Source organism: Mycoplasmopsis gallinacea (assembly GCF_900660495.1).
Lineage (GTDB): Bacteria > Bacillota_I > Bacilli_A > Mycoplasmatales > Metamycoplasmataceae > Mycoplasmopsis > Mycoplasmopsis gallinacea.
The window spans coordinates 866,718-886,297 of sequence record NZ_LR214950.1 but is presented as its reverse complement, the minus strand read 5'-3'; the positions used below and the strand labels follow the sequence as shown (position 1 = coordinate 886,297).

The following is a 19,580-nucleotide window of genomic DNA, read 5'->3' as shown; positions in this document are numbered from 1 at the left end:
TCTAGTACACTCCTAAAACTTCTGGTTTTTCTAAAAGTTCTTTAACTCTAGATGCAAATCTTCCAATTTCTGCTCCATCGATTCAACGGTGGTCAGCAGCTACTGTAAGATACATAACTTTTCCTGGCACAATAGCACCATTTTTTACAACTGGTTTATCAACGATAGCACCAACTCCTGCAATAGCAACTTCAGGGTAGTTAATAACTGGAACTCCTCATAATGAACCAACTGATCCATAGTTTGTAATAGTGAATCCTGCACCTTTCATTTCGTTTGGTTTGATTGTTTTTTCTCTAGCTGCTTTGGCTAAACGCCCAACTTCTTTAGCTAATTCAAGAATGCTTAAATTTGAAGCATCATTAATAACTGGAACCATAAGTCCAGCTTCAGTATCAACTGCAAATCCTAAATTAACAATTCCTGGGTAATCTAAAGTGCTCTTAGCTTCATTGTATTTAGCTGTAAATTTAGGGAATTCTTTTAAAGCAATTGAAACAGCTTTAAGAATATATGGAAGGAATGTTAATTTAACATTTTCGCTTTTAAGAACTAAATCTTTAATTGAACTACGTAAGTCTCATAAAGCACTCATATCAATTTCATGAACTAAGTTTACATAAGCTACATTGTCTCATGAATTAGTCATAGCACGAGCAATTGCTTTTCTAATAGGTGTAACTGGTTCACTATATGGAACTCCTGTTGCTACTGGTTTTGCTTGAGCAACTTGTGCTGGAGCTTCTTTGATTGCGCTTGAAGCAGCAGGTGCTGCTGCTTGATTTGCAAGGAAATCTTTAACATCTTGAAGCTTAATTCTTCCGCCCATTCCTGAACCTTTAACAAGTTCAAGATTAACGTTTTCTTTTTTTGCAAACGCTCTAACAAGTGGTGTTGATTTAATACTCATTATTTTCCTTTCTAAAATTCAAAGCTTACAACTTCTTTAATTTTTTCAATTACTTTATCATCTGTAATTGCGTGTAATCTTTCACCTTTTGCAAGTGGAACTGTAATGTCATACCCTGTAAGTCTTGTCATTGGGGCTTTAAGGTATTCAAAAGCTTTTTCATTAACTCTAGCCATAATTTCAGCACTAACTGAAAAGCTCTTAACAGCTTCATGAACCACAAGTAATCTTCCTGTCTTTTTAACAGATTCAATAATTGTGTCTGTATCCATTGGTTTAATTGTTCTTAAGTCAATTAAATCAAATGTTAAATTGCTTCCTGATGCTTTAAGTTTTTTAATTGCAGCAAGTACATCATGCACTTGAGCTCCGTAAGTAACGATTGTAAGGTCATTTCCTTCAAGAATTTTGTTTGCTTTACCAATTTCAACTGTGTAGTATCCAGCAGGAACTTCTTGTTTTCCAGCTCTATAAATTCTTTTTGGTTCTAAGAATACAACAGGATCTGGATCGTTAATTGCAGCAAGTAATAACCCTTTTGTATCATATGGGAAAGCAGGCATAACCACTTTAACCCCTGGCACGTGTGAATAAATTGCTTCTAGCGCTTCTGAGTGGTGTTCTAAAGCTCTAATTCCTCCACCCATAGGCATTCTAAGTACCATAGGAACTGATAATTTACCTCTTGAACGGTTTCTTAAACGAGCACCTTGTGTGAAAAGTTGTTGCATAGCTGGGTATGAGAAACCTTGGAATTGAATTTCACCAATTGGTTTAAGACCAGCCATAGCAGCACCAATTGCTACCCCGGCAATACCAGCTTCAGCAATAGGTGTATCGAAAACTCTTTCTACTCCATATTTTGCTTGAAGTCCTTCAGTTGATCTGAAAACTCCACCTTCAAAACCAGCGTCTTGTCCAAATAACACAACATTTGAATCACGTTCCATAGCAATATCAATTGCATCTGTAACAGCACCGATATTATTTAATATTTTTTTATCTTCAGCCATTATTACTCCTTCTTATTTGTGGTCTTTTCAAAATTTAATTGCTTCTTCTTTTTGTTCTAGAAGTTCTTTTGGTAATTCTGCATATGTGTAGTCAAAAATATCTTCAATTTTTGTATCAATATCTTTTAAGCTTTCAACAAAGGTTTCTTTTGCAACATTAAGCGAATCTTCTCAAATTTGGTTTTTAGATTCTTCAGTAAGAATTCCATTGTCCATTAAATATTTTTCAAAACGGTGCATTGGTTCTCATTTTTCTTCTTCTTTTTCTTGTGCTTCTGTACGGTAAATTCTTGGGTTATCTGAAGTAGTATGAGGTCCTTGACGTCATGTTACAAACTCAACGATAATTGGTTTTGATTCATTTCTTGTGTATTCAATAGCATCTTTAATTACTTCATAACTTGCTAAAAAGTCGTTTCCATCTACACGAACTCCGGCACATCCATAAGCTTGGGCTTTTCCTGAAATTGTAGCAGCAATTGATTCAAAGTGGTTAGGTGTTGAAATTGCTCATTGGTTGTTATTTACACAGAAAACAGCAGGTCATTCTTGCACAGCAGCAAAGTTAATAGCTTCTGAAAATTCCCCTTCAGTTGTTCCACCATTACCGATAAATGTAACAGCAACTCACCAGTTTTTTTATGTTTTAAAGCGTAAGCAACTCCAGCTGTATTTGAAATTTGAGATGCAATAACAATGTTAATTGGAACTACATTTACACCATCAGGCATGTGTGATCCTCATTCGTTACCATTTCAGTATTTCATTTGGTTTACCATTGGAACACCTAAAGCAAGCATTGCAGCATTTGATCTAAAAGCAGGTAAGAATCAATCTTTTTCTTTGTTCATTGCAAATGCAGTAGCAACTTGAAGAGCTTCTTCTCCTAAGTTCGGAGCAAATGTAAGCATTCTTCCTTGTCTTTGTAATTGCAACATATAAACATCTTGTTGTCTAGAAAGAACCATTCATTTGTATGCTTCAAGTAACTGTTCATTTGAAAGAGATGGTTTGTATCCTTTTTTTACTCATTTACCTTTAGTATCTAAATTTCCGTCAATGTCTAAGAATCTAACCATTTCATCTGGGTTATTCATAACATTAAGACTTCCATCTGAATTTAAGGCATATTTATATTTTTTTTGTGCTTCAGCCATATATTCCTTTCTGAATTAAATTTGTTGTTTTGTAAAAAATTTTATAAGAAATATGATTTCTTCAAAATACATATAAATTTATATTCATAATTTTACTCTTTTTAGTGTTTAAAGTGTTATATTTTTTAGTTTTTTAATACTTTTTTCATATTTTTAAAGTTATTTATATATTGTAAAATTTTTTACAACTTGTAATTTTCTTTAATTATTTTAGCAATTTTTTTATTTGTCACCTTTTCAATTTCTTCAAAACTTGCGTTAGCAATATTAGAATAATTTTGAAAGGTTTTTAAAAGAATTTGCTCAGTTTTTTTGCCAATTCCTTTAATTTGAGTTAGCTTAGATTCGAAGGTGCTGTTGATATGTTTTTTTCTAAGGTATGTTTTTGCGAAGCGGTCAACTTCAACTTGCATTCTTGCTAAAAAGTTAAAAATGTTCCTATTTTTGATTGCAATTTCATCACCACTTGAATCAAGCAATTTGCTTGTTTTATGATAATCATTTTTCACAAGTGAATAAAGTTTAATTTTTCGATTAATCCCTAAATTTTTGATAGCTCTTAAAGCTTCGTTAATTTGCATAATTGCACCATCAACAATAAAAATATCATCATCTTTAAGGAATTTTCAATTTGATTCAAAGTATTTATAAATTGTTTGATACATATACTCTACATCACTTTTTCTTGAATCTTTAGTAACTGTTTTTTCATGGTTAAATTTACGATAAAGCATTTTATTTGGCTCTCCATTTTGGAAAGCAACAGTTACTCCGACTGGAAAATTATTATTTAAATTGGAGTTATCAAAAAGATAAATAGTAGGGTTGCTTTCAACTTTTGAGCCTAAAAATTCAATAACTTCGCTTCATAATAAATCTTTTTGCTCTTTTTTACTCTTAAGATTTTCTAAATGAACATTAGCCATTTCTTTATTGTTAATTAAGGCTCGTTCAAGTAGTTTATGCAAGATTCCAATTTTAGGGAAAACTACTTTAGAAGCGAGATTTTCATCAAGGAAAATGTCATTATATTTTTCATCTAGCACCAATTTATCAGGAATTTCGTTTTTAGAATGGTATAGTGAAAAAATAAAATTTTCAATAATTTGTTCTTTAACTCCAATTGCTTCTGATACATGGAAAAAGTGATTTATTTGAACTCCATAACGGTACATAATTACATAAAAAAGCAAATAATCATCTTGTTCTATAATTGAAATAACATCAATATTTTTAAACACAGAAATTTCTGAAATTTGAATATCTTTCATATTTTTAAGCACTAAATAAGCTTTTTTATATTCAAGGGCTAATTCAAAATTCATACTATCAGAAACTTTTTGCATTTTTGAATAAAGCGAATCTAAAAATGAATTATCCTTGAGTTTTAAAAGTAAAATTAGCTCATGAAATTTTTCTTCTCAGTACGATCTACTTTTATTAATAATAGGAAGTCCATTTTCATATAAAAAAATTCTTTGAAGCACTTTAATTAAGCCGCGAAGATTTTCACCAGGTGGAAATGGGCCATAGTAATAATTGTTTTTATCAGCTTTTCCAATCCTAAAAGTTGATGAAATTTCTAATTTATCTGTGAGCTTGATTTTAAGATATGGATATCTTTTGTCATCAAGAAGTTGGACATTATATTTAGGTTTATACTGCTCAATGTAGTTTTTTTCAAGTACAAAAGCTGATTTATTATTTTCGGTAACAATAAAATCGAAACTTGCAATATTACTTACCATTGCATGAGTTTTATAAGAGTTAATTGCTTCTTTAAAATACTGATGCATACGATTATATAAATTAACTGCTTTACCAATGTAAATTACTTCTCCTTGGGCATTTTTTCAAAGATAAACTCCTGGTTTTTTAGGAACTTTAGCAAGGAGATTAAGAATTTGTTCATTTGAATTCATAGTTCTTATTTTATCAAATATGGCAAATTAACAGCTTGAATGGAATTGAAAAAACATAAGCAAATTGCCTATGTTTTTAGCTAGTTCTTATTTATCTTTACCAATAATTACAACTGGCTTAATTAAACCTTCAGGTTTATTTTTCATAAGCTCTAAAGCAGTTTCAATTGCTTCAAAACCTTCAAGGCGGTGAGTAATCATTTTTGATGGATCAATTTTGCCATAAGTAATTAATCTAGCTAGTTTTTCTAATCTTAAACGACCACCAGGCATAAGTCCACCTAAAATTTGTTTATGACTCATTCCTACACCTCATTCTGCTCTAGGGATTTCAAGATATTCACCTTCACCAAAGTAATTTACATTACCAATTTTACCACCAGGTTTTAAGATAGTAATAGCTGTTTTAAGCACACTTTGATTTCCGCCAGCAATAACTACTTTATCAACCCCTTCACCATTTGTAAGCTCCATAATTTTTGCCACAACATCTTCTTTTTTAAAATCTACAAAATCAGTAGCTCCATATTCTTTAGCCACTTTAAAAGCTAATTCTTTTGTATCTACTACAACAATTCTTCCAGCACCTTTTAAATTTACAGCTGCCGTTGCCATAAGTCCAACAGGACCAAGTCCAAATACAGCAACTACATCACCAAATTGAATATCTGCAAGTTCAGCGGCGTGAAAGCCAGTTGGCAGCATATCACTTAGCATGCAAGCTACACCATAATCCATACCCTCGGGCATATGTGCTAAATTTGCATCTGCATCATTAACATGCACATATTCAGCAAAAACTCCGTCTTTAACATTAGAGAATTTTCATCCAGCAAGCATTCCACCTGAATGCATAGGATAACCTGATTGAGCTTCTTTGCTATTTCAATTAGGTGTAATAGCAGCTATAAGAACTTTATCTCCTACTTTAAAATCTTTAACTTCGCTACCAACTTCAGCTACTTCACCACAAAATTCATGACCTAAAATCATATCGGTTCTTTCTCCAATTCCGCCTTCATAAACAGTGTGAATATCTGAAGTACAAGGAGCAACAGCTAACGGTTTAATTAATGCATCATTTGGACCACATTTAGGTTTATCTTTTTCAATTCAACCTACTTGTCCAATTTTTTTCATTGCAAAACCTTTCATAAGACCTCCAAAGTTTTAAAAATATAGGAAATATAGCCATAAAAAACTTTATGTCCTTACTTTTATTATACTCTTTCGTATCATTAGGTCTAGTTTAGAGTGCTATTTGTAATAAATTTGACAAAAAAGCACTCTAAAATATACAATTTTTATAAAAATATGGTTTTGTTGAACCAAAAAAATCAAACTTCCTTACAATAAAACTCAAAATGTTAATCACATTTTGAGTCATTATCCTACAATTCTTCACTTAATAAAAAATCAAATAACCCCATATATATAATTCCATTTTGGTCAATTCTGGTCTTTGAATAATTTTTTACCACGACTATTTTTTTGAAAAAATCATTTAAACTTAAAAGAGAATTGGTTTCTTGTGCCAACTTTGAAGGATCATCTAAATTCAACGCAGATTGAACATAAATTTTTTGATTATGTTTTTGAGCAACAAAATCAACTTCATATTGTTTATATTCTTGAGCATTTCTACTTATCACAAGACCAACATCTACATTGTACCCTCTATTTTTAAGTTCGTTAAAAATAATGTTTTCCATAATATGATTTTCTTCATTTTGTCTAAAATTCAATCTTGTGTTTCTTAGACCTGGATCTACAAAATAAAATTTAAAAATATTTTTAATATACTTTCTACCTTTTATATCAAACCTATTTACTTCTTCAATTAAAAAAGAGTCCTTTAAATATTCAATATACTTACTTAAAGTATGAGCAGTTACATTTGTTTTATTGACACTATTAAAAGTATTGCATATTTTACTTAAATTAGTGAGAGAACCAATATTTGAAGCAATAACATCAGTAAGTTGATTAATCACTAAAGCCTTAGTTAAGTTATTTCTTTCAATAATATCTTTAATATAAGTTTCATTAAACAATCTTCTTAAATATTCAGCTTTATCATAATCATCTTCCATTTTATTGACAAGGGGTATTCCGCCAAATAAAAAATATTCTTCTCATATTTTTTCAATGCTTTTGTTATCTTTTTGAACTTCTCAAACTTCTTTAAATGAAAGCGGAAATAAATTAATAACATCCCCTCTTCCTCTAAATTCGGTTTCTATATCTTTGGATAAAAATCTTGAATTACTACCAGTTATGTAAATATCATATTTTTCATTATCAGATAATTCATTTAAAACAGCAACAAAATTACCTAATAATTGAATTTCATCAACAAGGAGAATATATTTTGAATCTTTTTTAGTATTTGAGTATACATAATTTAAAAATTCATTAGGATCTTGGTATTTAATATTACTAAAAAAATCTAATTTAATTTCAATTATTTGTTCTTCGTTTCAATTATGTGACAATAAATAGTTTTTGAACAATTTAAAAACAAGATATGATTTTCCACATCTTCTAATACCGGTTATTATCTTTATTAAACGATTGTCTATTTTTGACACTAATTTATTTAAATATTTTTCTCTTTTAAAAATATGTTCTTTCATTTATTCTCCTTACTCTTGTTTTTCGTGTAGTCAATTTTAAAAAAATCGTGTTTTTTTGATTTTTACTACATTTATGTAGTAGTTTTTAAAAAAATCTACTTATATTTAAATTTTATTACATTTATGTAGTAGTTTTTTAAAATATTGCCCTTTTTTGAAAATTAACTACATAGCGAGTTTGCCTCATCGTAACTATCTAGATGCATCTATATAACAAAGATATATAAAAACACCCTATTAAATAAGGTGTTTAAATTATTAAAATTCATCGAAAATTTTAGTTCTTTTAGAACCATCACTAAATCCATTTGGATAAAGTTTTCTTAGGTTTTCTCGATAAGAATTTGTTTGTTTAGGATATTTAGTTTTATCACTTCCATCAATTAAATTATATGCATAAGAAATTTTTCCATTTGATAATTCAATATTTGTAGCTTGAATTAATGGAGTAAAACTACTTGGTTTCATTAAATCACCAAAACTAGTATTTTGACTTACACCACTATAAATACCAACTACTTCACCAAATTCATTGTATACTACAGAACCTGAAGAACCATAGTAAAGTGATGAGAATTTGATGTTGTAAATAAGTCCATAAAAATCTAAGAAAGGACGGTTTCAGAAACGTTTTACTGATGGATTGCCACTTTCCATTTTTGAACTATAATCATTGCTTGAAAAAGCAAATGCATCCTTGTTTTTTGGTGATTTAAAGTAATCTATATTTTCATTATTTCTTTCGGTAGGATTATTTTGCATTCAGTAAGGAACTCTGTTAACTGGGTACCCGGCAATATAAACATCTTTAGCATTTGAAAGTGCAACATCTGTATATTTACTATACCCTTGAGATAATTGATTCTTTCATGTACTCATATAATCAACAACTAAAAAAGGAATGTCATTATATTTTCTATTTGGAGATGTCAATGTTTTTCTTCCGTCATATTCTTCTAATGCAAAAATAGCATCAGTAAGTCAACTTTTTAGTGTTTGATCCATATTTGAAGCATTTAAATCTACATCAAATTCAAAAATACCAAAATCTGAATAGTAAGGAATTTTTGTTAATTTTTGAGCATATGAACGAGCATTGTTATAAGCATCTATTCCAACTTCGGTTTTTAATCCTTCGATTTGTGCATAGAACTGATTTTTTTGTTCTGCTAGATTTAAACCGTTATAAGCTTGTGGATCATTAATAAAGTCAATAGCTGCATAAACTAATTTAGGAGCTGAAATTCCACTAGAACTTCCATATCTAAAAATAACGTTTGAACCTTTTTTAGATAAATTATCTCTTCATGAATTATTTGGAATATCATTCCATTCAGGTTGTCTCTCAGTTCTTCCAAGAGCAAAATCTACCACTTTAAAACCAGCAGGATCTTGATAATTTAAATCAGCGGCTCTTTCACCAGCATTTCCAAAAAATTCTAAAACGTGTAAGTTTGTTGCCATAAATATTTTATATTTATTTGGAGCATTTGTATATTTGTGGTAATCGATAATTCAAGATGTCCCTGTTACGGGTTCAAGTGGCATTGAACCTTCTTTTTCTTGAAATTTATATTTAAATGAAAAAGTTCTTTTTCAAATTTCTTCATACATTCATTCTTTTCTTGATTGAGATTTTAAAGGCTCAAATTTAGCCATAAACTCTTCAGAAGGATACTTGTTAAATTTTGATCAATCCTGTAATCAAGGGAAATTAATTGGAATTTCAGGTACTTCAGGAACTTCAATTGGTCTTCCATCTTCAGGCTCACTGCCCGGGTCAATTGCATTAACAATTGGAGGAATTTCAGGAACTTCAATTGGCTGGTTTGGCGAAATATCCCCTGGCAATGTAGGTAAAGGATCAAGATTTCTTAATTGTAAAACAAAAGCATTTGAGTCTTTTTCACTAAGAACACTTTGGTTATTTAAAGTTTTTAAGGTTAGCTCTTTTCTTCGAATTTCATTAATATTTTTAACTGTGTTAATCCAAATATTGCTAAGGTTGTAATAATCTAAAACAATTGAATCTTCTGTTTTGTTATATCCTTCTTTTAGTGTTTGAAGTTCACCTTCTTTGAGTGCAATATTTCTACGAGAATCTCTTACCTGAGCACTAAGTTCATAAACACTTTTTACTTTCTCAACTAAGCTAGCATTATTAATTGTTGCATAATCCTCTTCAGTTAAATCAACATTTGCTTTAATTATTTTTAACAGTTCTTTTGCTGCAGAATTTGCTTTAAATGAGCTATCTTTTTCTAACTTATCTATTTCTCTTTTAAGATGACTTTGAAGTGTTTCATATTTACTTTTTGAAAGCCTTAATTGAGATTCAACATCGCTAATTTGACTTAAGATATTTTGACGTTCTTTTTCTTTTGAATCTCACGAATCATTGATAGATTTATAGTTTTGAATTTCTTCGTTAATTTGAGTTCTAATTTCTACAATTTGCTCTTTTAACTTATTGACTTGCACTTCAATTGCTGATGAAACTGAAGCATCTTCAGAATGATCTAAATTATCTTCATTAACAGTTGAATAACAAGAAGTTAAAATAAGTGGCATAGGAGCGACAACTAAAATTGATGATGCAATTTTTTTTGACAGTTTTAAAAATTTCATATCCCTCCTATTTTATGAATTTGTATTTATCTGGAATTACACTTGTTCCTTGCGGGAATAAGTTGGTTTTAAAGTTAGAACCGTAAAGTTTTTCAAGAGCTTGACGGTATGAAGTTTTTTGGTTTTTACCACCACCATAAATAAGGTCATATTGTTCAAGGTTATATCTTCCATATTGACCTTGATAATCATAACCATTGCTTCTAAGTGCTTGCGAAAGATTAATTAAGGTATTACCAAATGAATCACCACTAGCAAAGTTAACAGCTAAAATATTACCATCAATATCTCTGATTGCGCTACCACTTGATCCACCCATAGGTTGTCAATTGGTAAGGATATAACCAAGTCCATAAGTAATATATTTATCTTTTTGGTAGCTTGATTTTGGATCTCTGAAAACTTCAACGCTAAATGGTTCATTTTTTTGACGGTTAAAAATAGGTAAAGTAATAGTTAAATCAGTAACCCCTGGTTTATTAACAAAGTTTCTAAAAGCAAAGTTTTTAGAAAGTGAATGTCCATACTCCACTACACCCTTATCATTTGATCTAGGTTTATTTGTTCATAAACTTGCTGTGTAAAGTGGGTTTTGATCTGGTTCAAGAGAAGAAGTATTTAAATCATAATCGGTATCACTTCTTGGGAATCCAACAGCAACAAAGTTAACGTTGATTTTACTTACCTCTTTTTCTTCATCACCATCACGAACCATAACTTTTTCGCTAGCAAGTCTGTCATAATCAGTTAAAACATCGTAGTTAGCCATTTTTGAATTAAGCGTACTTCTTGAACCAGCATAATCATTAGTCATATCTTCAGCTAATTTTTGGACACTTTCTACTTTAAAGAAAGTTTTTGTTCCATCAGCTACAACTTGATTATATCCAAGCGCTTTTTCTCATTCATCAATTGGTTGTTTTGCAAAATCAATTTCTAAAATAGCAAAATCAACCATTTCTTCATAATTATAATTTGGATCATTTGAAGATAAATAATCTTTTGGACTTTGATTTAAAAAGTCAGTTGCTGCATAAACAATTTTTACTTGATTTGGGAAAATGGTGAGTGAATCAATTCTAGGATCTCAATCATTAGGAGAAAGTTCTTTTCTTAAAGGAACATCGGTTCTAAATTTGTTTAAAGTAATTGAAATTGTTTCTCCATACACTTCGGCTTCAGCAGCTTTTTTAGCTTTAATAACTTCGTTATATTCAATAATTCATTCTGAAGGAGTTGCATTTTCAGGAATGGTATATTTATTGAGTAAAGCTTGGTATTCTTTACTACTTTCACCTATTTTAAGCTTAATTTCTTTCATTTTTAATTCAGCTGCTTCATATTCTTCTTGCATCTGATTATAACGAACATTTCATCTTCTTAAATTTTCAGCTTCCTCTGCGTTTTTTGCAGGGTTGCTATATGGCTCACCACTTTCGTTTGCTTTTCTAAAAGGCATAACAACGTGCAAGTTTGTTGCGATGTATCATTTTGTTGGATATGTACCGTCTTCAGTTGGTACATAATCTAAAATTCAACCAGTTCCGTTAAATAATCTACCTGCTGATTGACCTCTAAAGTCTCCGTTTCTACCATTTTCAATTACTGTGTTGACGTTATTAAACTTAATCTCAAAAGTTTCTAAAGCAGCATTTTTATAATGCTCATTAGCTAAATACCTTGGTTTTCCACGGTCATTAGCATATGAATCATAATATGCACGTTTAAGATCGTGACGTAATGGGTTTAAAATCAAGAATGAATTAGTTGGATCTGGAACTGAAAAGTTTTTCAAGAAAGCGTCTCTAAAAAATGGTTGATAAGTTTCTTTAGATTTGCTATTAAAATTAGAAATAAAGGTTGAATCATACTTTTCATATTCAGGCATATAGCTATCGATATTTAAGTGATTTATAAGCTCTTTTAAATAAATATTTTCATATTTATTGTAATTAGTAAGACCAATTTGATCAGGGTTTGGATACTCAAGCGTATCATCATTAAAACCAAAAGCATTTTCATATTTAGGTAAAATAGTAGGATTTGGAATTTCTAATTTACCAGTTTGTGGATTAGTTTGATTTGAAAGACCAGGTCCAGCCATGTTGCCATGATCTTCATATACAATAGCTTTTCCATCTGATTCAGAATTTCCGCCATTTGAAGGATCAACAAATTCTCCACCTGGATTTTGCGGTTTAGGTTTGGGTTTTGCGCTTTGTTGCTCAGTACAGCTACCACAACAAGCGCCTGATAAAGCTACTAAAGACATCCCTGAAAGCGATAAAAGAAGTTTTGATGAAATTGGTTTTTTCATAAATTACTCCTTAATATTTGAAATGTCATCTACAGATTTAATGTATAAGAATTTTTCAGCTGGTACATCTAAAAATTCACCACTTAAAATTCTTTCAACTGAAGAAATAGTTTCTTCAAGTGGCACATAAACACCACTTTCATGAGTGAAATGCTCAGTCATGAAGAAGTATTGCGAGAAGAAATTTTGAAGTTGTAAGGTTTTCTTAACAATGATTTTTGATTCATCATCAAGCTCGTCAATCCCTAAAATTAAGATAACATCTTCAAGCTCTTTATATCTTTGTAAGATTTTTTTAGTTGCCATAATAGCATCATAATGTCTTTGGCCTATAATGGTTGGATCTACGCTACTTGAAGTTGATTCAAGTGGATCAAAAGCCGGATAAATGTTTTTAGAAGCTACATCACGAGAAAGCACAAGTGAACCATTAAGGTGGCTAAAAACAGCAACAGCAGAAGGATCTGAAAGGTCATCCATTGGTAAAAAGACAGTTTGGAAGCTAGTAATAGCTCCATTTTCATTGCTGAAAAGTCTATTTTCAACTTGTGAAATATCAGTATTTAAAGTCGCTTGATATCCACCAATTGAGGTTTTTTTATCAAGAGAAACTGAGGTTTCACTTCCAGCTTGTAAGAAACGGAAAATGTTGTCGATAAATAAAAGAACATTTTCTTTATTTTTATCTCTTAAGTATTCAGCAGCTGTAATTCCAATTGGTACAATTGTCATTCTTGTTCCAGCACGTTCATTCATTTGAGCAATATACATACTTGAGCTATTCATTAAGTTAGATTCTTTAAGATCATTGTAAAGTTCAACCCCTTCTCTTGAACGCTCACCAGCACCAATAAAAATTGATGAAGTTCGTTCTTGGTTTTTTGAAAGGTTAAAAATCATCTCTTTCATTAAAACTGTTTTACCAACTCCAGCTCCACCAAAAATACCAACTTTAGCTCCTTTTAAAATCGGAATGAAAAAGTCAATAGCTTTAATTCCAGTTTCTAAAATAACCGGTTCAAATGAATAATCTGAATTAGTAACAATAGTAGAATCCATTTCAACAAAAGTGAAATCTTTCTTATCACTTGTTAGCGACTTTCCTAAAATATTGAAAATTTGCCCTTTTGATTTTGCACCAACTGGTACCATAAATGATTTTCCAGTTGAAATAATTTCTTGGTTAATAACTAAATTTTCATTACTTTCAACAATAATAGCTAAAAGTTGTGAATCGTTAATAATCTTTTTAACAAGAAGCGATGATGAATTATCAGCTGTAGTTAAAACATGATTAATTTTTGGAAGCACTTCATCTTTAAAAGTTACTTCAACAACATCAGATCAGATTTTAGTAATTTTTGCACTCATTATTTACTCTCCTTAATTTCATTTGAAATTGAAACAAGAATTTGTTTATCAAGTGGTGCAAAACTTTCACTAACTTGAATGTTTCAATTTAAATTGTTAAATTTTGAAAATTCATTTAAAGCAAATTTAAAGAAGTTTTTAGCAAGTGAATCACTTCTTTGTTTATTGTTAATAAGGTTGTTAAAAATTTCTTTAGCAAGGCTATCTTTTTCAATGAATAAGTTAACAAATTTTAAAGCAAGTTGAATGTCTTTAACTCCAATTAAAGTTCCTCAAGTAATTAATTTAGAAGTTAAAAACATTGTTTTTTCAGAATAGCTTGAAATTCCTTTTTGGATAAACATTGTTTCAGCTAAAGTACCATTTGAAATAAGTTGGCTAATATCATCATTTAAATCGTATTTTAATGATGCGAGTTTAATTTGTCTTTTGTATGATTTGTATAATTTTCCAATTTCAGAAGCTACACGAGCAATGTATGATTTTTGGACATTTCCACCAATCCGGCTAACTGATAAATCAATATCAACAGCAGGGATTTTACCAAGAGCAAAAAGTTCACTATTTGTAACGATTTGACCGTCAGTAATTGAAATAACGTTTGAAGCAATTAATGAAGTAATGTCATTTTCAACTGTTTGAATAATTGGAAGTGCTGTAATTGATTTTCTGTTTCTAAATTTCCCACTTCTTTCAAGTAATTTTGAGTGGTTGTAAAACATATCACCAGGGAAAGCTTCTTTCCCAACTGGTTTGTTAATTAATAAAGCAACTTCACGCACAACATTAGCGTGGTTAGTTAAATTATCAAAAATAATTAACACATCATCATTCATTGAAATATTTTCAGCGTGTGCCATTCCAACATATGGAGCTAAAAATTGTTCATACGGATTTGATGAAGAAGCATCAATGATAACGGTATAATCCATTGCTCCATGTTCTTTTAAGATTTTATACACAGCAGAAATTTGTGATTGTTGTTGACCAATTGCGACATAAACACACTTGATATTACGGTCTTTTTGGTTAATAATAGTATTTAAAGCAATTTGGGTTTTTCCAGTTTTACGATCTCCGATGATAAGTTCTCTTTGACCTTTACCAATTGGAATAAGTAAATCGATGTTAATGTATCCTGTGTAAAGTTGCTCTTTAAGTGGCTCATAATCTAAAAGGGTGTTATTGCTATTAAAAATGTTGTGGCTTGCTTCTAAATATGTTCCTGAGTATTTTGCTGATGCAGGATAAAGAATATCACCGTTGATGTTGATGATTTTTCCATAAATATCGCTTGGAGTCTTAACTACATCACTAAAAGGAATTGGTTCAACTTCAGATCCAATAACAACTTCACTAAGACCTTGGTTAGCAAGACAAAAAGCACGATTTTCAGTAGCAGAAATAAGCATCATTTGTGTATTTTGCTTTTCATTTTTAAGCTGGAAAATTTGATTTTGTGCATAATTAAATTTTCCACTTAACTCTACGACATAATCAAATATCGCTGTAATAATTGGTTTTTTCATTATAAAATTCCTCCGATTAAACTTAGGATAATTAAAGTAATTCCTAATATGAAAGTTAAAGTAGATACACTAAATAAGATAATGCTGTTTTTTCTACTTAATTTGATTTTTTTGTTTTTTGATAATTTTAAGATAGCTCAGCTAATTAAAGAGATAAGACCAATGAAACTGAAAATACCACCAATAACTTGAGATGTAACTGTTTTTTTAGTTTCTTTAGCAATTGCTTTAGTCTCATTTAACTCATTGTAAGCTTTCACAAATTTTTTGCTTGGGTTATCTCCATCACTTTTCGTTTGTTCTGGATCAAGTGATTCTTTAGTGGTTAAAATACTAAGATTTACAAGTGTTTTTTGGAGCTGATCCAAAATATTTACGTAATGATCAAATTTTTTCTCAATGCTAAAGCTGCTTGAATTTACAACTCCACTGATAAGATCTAAATCATCATTAAGTGTTTTAAACCCTTGTTCTAAAACATTTAAATCTAAATTAAATGCTTTAAAGTTTGACTTAACAATGCTCATTCTTGTTTCGTCCATAATTTCTTTAAGTTTTAAAGCAAGTTTTTTGTATGTTACTACTAAATATTCAAAGTATCCATATCCGGTTGCACTTTGGTTATTGTTTAATTCTGATTTATTAACACTAAATGTTAAACGATCTAGAGAACCTAAAAATAGGTTAAGAAGTTCTGTCCGATATTCTCCTTCAGGAAGAATATTCTTGCGATTTTCTCCTACAAGATTGTATTGAAGATACTTGTACTTTTTAATTAAGTCAAAATATTTAGTTTCAAATTTATCATTTGCTTCTGATGGTTTAATTAAATTATTTGAAGCAACAATCATATTGTAAACGGTTGTAACTAAACTTTTGTTTCCAAGTCTTTTAATTTGAATTCTTTCACCAATTCCAAGGGCATCATAAAATCTTTTGTATGTGGCAGTAATTAAGTTTCTTGCAGCTTCTCTACTTAAAGATGTTTCTTTATCTGCTGATATTTCAAAATTAGTTTTATATATACGTGTATTACCAACATTTAATGAATCAATAATTTTTACATTAGCTACTAAAACAGATTTAGAAACAGAATTTTCTGTAATATTTTCAATTGCTAATGATTCGATTTTGTATTCATATCTTGTGAAAATTGGATTATCAAAGTAAAAACTGTTATTAAAACGATTGATATCTTTTGAACTTTCAGATACTAGTTCTTGATATTTAGATTCGTTTTGAATTTTGTCTTTATATAAATCAAAAAATTCATATTTAAGAATTGGGGAAAGTTGAGGCACGAATCTAAGCTCTGATTCTTCAAGCGGATCATTTGGCTTTTCTTCATCAGTAATAGGTGGGTATGGGTCATCTTGCTCTTCTTCTTCGTCACTAGAGTTTTGAAGTAAGTCAAAAGCTGTAAAACGTTTAACAACTTTTGAACGGATATATTCATCTCACGATTTGTATCCTTCTGGAAGTGAAATGTTAATTCCATTATGATCAGAATCATAACAAATTTTTGTAATATCTCTGTTATTATCGTTTCCACTTTCTTTAGATGCAAGTGTCGGAATGTCTTTAGCATTAGCAAAAACATCTTCAAATTCTGAAGTTAAATTATCATAATAGGTATAAGTTTTCTCTCTAAGAGTGCTTAAATCTGTTGTATTAAGACTTTTATCTTCAGTTGCACTTGGGATAATTTCATCTGAAGGATATGAAGCTGTAAGTCCAAATTTAATGTTGGTATATTCATTTCCCTCATAAATGACAGTAGTTGTGTAAAGATCTTTATTTAATGAAATGATTTTTGGATAAACAATATTTAAACCATATTCTGTTGGGTTTTCTAAAATTTTGTCACGATTATTTTCTAAATAATCAGCAACTTTTTGAAGGTAAATTCCTTTGATAATATCATTTGAAGAAGCAGCTGAAGTTTTAACAAGATCTTGAGCTTTTCTTCTAAATTCTAAAATCTTATCATCAATTAATGTTGAAAGTTTGCTTTTAGTAATTTTATTAACTTCATCACCGAAAGTATCAAATTTTGGGTCTAAAGTTGGTTTGCTTGGGGCATTTGGATCTGAAGGATTATTACCATTAGCTGCAGCTTCTCCAGTAGCTGAAAGACTTAAAATAGTAGGAAAAATAACAACTGGAGCTAATGAACCTAAAAATAATTTAGTTTTTTTGTGCTTCATTATTTTTCCTCCTTGATAAGTTCAAAGTTAAGAAGTGCGCTTTGATAGAAAATTTCATCATTTAATTTAGAAGCTTCAAAGCTGTCATAAAAATGGATATTATTTTCTTGGTAAGCCTTAATTAAATTAAGTTGATTATTTTTCTCTTTGAGCTGTTTAATCATTGTTTTTAAGCTTGCTTTGTCAAAACTTTGGTGGATGTAAAATTGTAATTTACCTTTGTATCTAAGTTCGATTTGATTGTCTAAATAAATCAAAAATGGATTATTTAAAATTAAATAGCGAACTTTTTCTTTTGAATTAGATTCATCTTTAAAGGTAATTTTTAAAAATCCTTTTCTTAAACTTGCTACTGAATTCGGTTTAAATGTAACTCAGTAATCTTTTAGATCGTTGTTAATTTCTAATTTGGTAATTTGCATTTTTGAAACTTCATAAGATTCAGAGACAAATTTTAGTGTAATTTTATTCATTAACTGTTTCTCCTTTTTCATGTAGCAAGTCTTTTTTCTTACTTAAAAGAGAAAGTTCTTCAATTTCTAATTCACGTTTTCCTCTAAGCATATAAAGCTTAGTTTGTTTGAATCTTTTCTCAAGATCGTTAATTTTTTGGTTTTGAGCAACAAGTTTGTATTTTAAGTAAATTAAAGCTGATTCATTAAGCAAAGTATAGAAAATGTAAGTAAGATAAGCAATCATTTCAGTTTCAATAAATTCTTTAATATCTGGGTAGATATTCATTTTCTTAATATCAATAGTTGCTTCTAAATCAAGATTTTTAACATTTAAGTTAAAATTCAACGACTCCATTGGAAGCACATCTAAATATGAATTTTTAACTTTTGATGAGTTAAGCACAAATCTAAGGTTATGGAATCCATAATTTTGATAGTAACTTTCAATTAAGGCTGGAAGAGTGTTAGCAAGGCGATCTAAATCATTAGTGTCTGATTTAAAAAGAATTGGATAACCGTTTTGGGTAGCAAAATTAATTGCTCTAGCTCCAATAGCAATCATTAAATCACCTTCTTTGAAAAATTCTTGAAGTGATTTTTCGTGTTTAAAGTATGAGTTAGTTGAATATTTTTCTTCTTCAGTTATATAAACTCAAATAGTTTTTTTAGCTGCAACTTTTTTAAACTTGTTAAAAAAGCTTTTTTTCGACACAAGGGCACTAAAATCTAAAAGTGGGGAATCAACATTGTGATCTTCTAAAAGTGTTTGCACAATGTCTTTTGATTGAATTGCTCTTTCATAATAAATACTGATTCTTTTTGATAATTTTAAAATGTCAATCAAAGTAATGTTTTTCTTTGATTCAACGATTTTCATTAATTTGGATAAACTAACAAGTTTCGATTTAATTTTCTTGATGTGCATCTGTTACAAAATTCTCACTAAATAAAACAGTAAGTTTATCTAAATTTTTATCAAAAGTTAAAATCACATCAGGGAATATTTCAACATTGTACCCTTGTTCTAAAAACGATACAAGAACTTTATTGAAGCATTCTAATAATGCAGCTTCAGCTTCAAGATCTGAATTTGCAAAGTTAAAGGTAATAACCTTTGGATTTGTTACGTTCTTAATAGTTGGCACTAAATTATTCAAATCAAAACGCAAGTCTCTTTCGTAGGTTAAAACGAAATTTTTAAAGCGAATTTCGTTTTTGTTTATAAATTGCTCATATCCTTGGTGGTAGTATTTTTTTCAAAGCTCATCTTTTTTATTCAAGTTAGCAATAATAAGAACTTGATTGATAAAAGCTTCATTGGAAATGAATTTATCAGCTTTAGCATTATGATAATTTTTGAATATCATGTCATGATATGCTTGGACTTCAGGTGCAAGTGTTTTAGTTTTTCTTTTGAAAATTGGCATTGAAAACC

At 29.8% G+C, this 19,580-nt stretch carries 13 protein-coding genes and 1 pseudogene; all 14 read right to left on the bottom strand.

Annotated features, from left to right (window positions below):
- Position 1: 1 nt before the first annotated feature.
- Complete coding sequence (locus EXC51_RS03535; RefSeq protein ID WP_129620540.1) at positions 2-910, bottom strand: 2-oxo acid dehydrogenase subunit E2; 909 nt, start codon at positions 908-910, stop codon at positions 2-4.
- A gap of 11 nt (positions 911-921) precedes the next feature.
- Positions 922-1,923, bottom strand: a complete 1,002-nt coding sequence (locus tag EXC51_RS03530) for an alpha-ketoacid dehydrogenase subunit beta (protein WP_129620539.1) — start codon at positions 1,921-1,923, stop codon at positions 922-924.
- A 12-nt stretch (positions 1,924-1,935) separates the two neighbouring features.
- Positions 1,936-3,080: pseudogene (gene pdhA / locus EXC51_RS04340) on the bottom strand (pyruvate dehydrogenase (acetyl-transferring) E1 component subunit alpha).
- 182 nt (positions 3,081-3,262) lie between these two features.
- On the bottom strand, positions 3,263-5,002 hold the full coding sequence (uvrC, locus tag EXC51_RS03520) for an excinuclease ABC subunit UvrC (protein WP_129620538.1): 1,740 nt from the start codon (positions 5,000-5,002) through the stop codon (positions 3,263-3,265).
- An 87-nt stretch (positions 5,003-5,089) separates the two neighbouring features.
- Positions 5,090-6,157 carry an NAD(P)-dependent alcohol dehydrogenase gene (locus tag EXC51_RS03515; RefSeq protein ID WP_129620537.1) on the bottom strand — a complete coding sequence of 356 codons (1,068 nt, stop codon included), beginning with the start codon at positions 6,155-6,157 and terminating at the stop codon, positions 5,090-5,092.
- A 236-nt stretch (positions 6,158-6,393) separates the two neighbouring features.
- The gene (locus EXC51_RS03510; protein ID WP_129620536.1) at positions 6,394-7,638 is read right to left on the bottom strand and encodes an ATP-binding protein; all 1,245 of its coding nucleotides are present in this window, start codon (positions 7,636-7,638) and stop codon (positions 6,394-6,396) included.
- A gap of 258 nt (positions 7,639-7,896) precedes the next feature.
- Positions 7,897-10,266, bottom strand: coding sequence for an MIP family Ig-specific serine endopeptidase (locus tag EXC51_RS03505; protein WP_129620535.1), 2,370 nt, complete (start codon positions 10,264-10,266; stop codon positions 7,897-7,899).
- A 7-nt stretch (positions 10,267-10,273) separates the two neighbouring features.
- Positions 10,274-12,583, bottom strand: a complete 2,310-nt coding sequence (gene mip / locus EXC51_RS03500; RefSeq protein WP_129620534.1) for an Ig-specific serine endopeptidase MIP — start codon at positions 12,581-12,583, stop codon at positions 10,274-10,276.
- Between the two features lie 3 nt (positions 12,584-12,586).
- Entirely contained in the window at positions 12,587-13,954 is a 1,368-nt protein-coding gene (locus EXC51_RS03495) for an MSC_0618 family F1-like ATPase beta subunit (RefSeq protein ID WP_129620533.1), read from the bottom strand.
- Positions 13,954-15,483, bottom strand: coding sequence for an MSC_0619 family F1-like ATPase alpha subunit (locus EXC51_RS03490; RefSeq protein WP_129620532.1), 1,530 nt, complete (start codon positions 15,481-15,483; stop codon positions 13,954-13,956). Before EXC51_RS03490 ends, EXC51_RS03495 begins: the two co-directional genes overlap by 1 nt.
- On the bottom strand, positions 15,483-17,690 hold the full coding sequence (locus tag EXC51_RS03485; RefSeq protein ID WP_129620531.1) for an MSC_0620 family F1-like ATPase-associated subunit: 2,208 nt from the start codon (positions 17,688-17,690) through the stop codon (positions 15,483-15,485). Before EXC51_RS03485 ends, EXC51_RS03490 begins: the two co-directional genes overlap by 1 nt.
- The gene (locus tag EXC51_RS03480; RefSeq protein WP_129620530.1) at positions 17,690-18,163 is read right to left on the bottom strand and encodes an MSC_0621 family F1-like ATPase epsilon subunit; all 474 of its coding nucleotides are present in this window, start codon (positions 18,161-18,163) and stop codon (positions 17,690-17,692) included. Before EXC51_RS03480 ends, EXC51_RS03485 begins: the two co-directional genes overlap by 1 nt.
- Positions 18,156-19,070 carry an MSC_0622 family F1-like ATPase gamma subunit gene (locus EXC51_RS03475; protein ID WP_129620529.1) on the bottom strand — a complete coding sequence of 305 codons (915 nt, stop codon included), beginning with the start codon at positions 19,068-19,070 and terminating at the stop codon, positions 18,156-18,158. Before EXC51_RS03475 ends, EXC51_RS03480 begins: the two co-directional genes overlap by 8 nt.
- Positions 19,051-19,572, bottom strand: coding sequence for an MSC_0623 family F1-like ATPase-associated protein (locus EXC51_RS03470; protein WP_129620528.1), 522 nt, complete (start codon positions 19,570-19,572; stop codon positions 19,051-19,053). Before EXC51_RS03470 ends, EXC51_RS03475 begins: the two co-directional genes overlap by 20 nt.
- Positions 19,573-19,580: the final 8 nt, after the last annotated feature.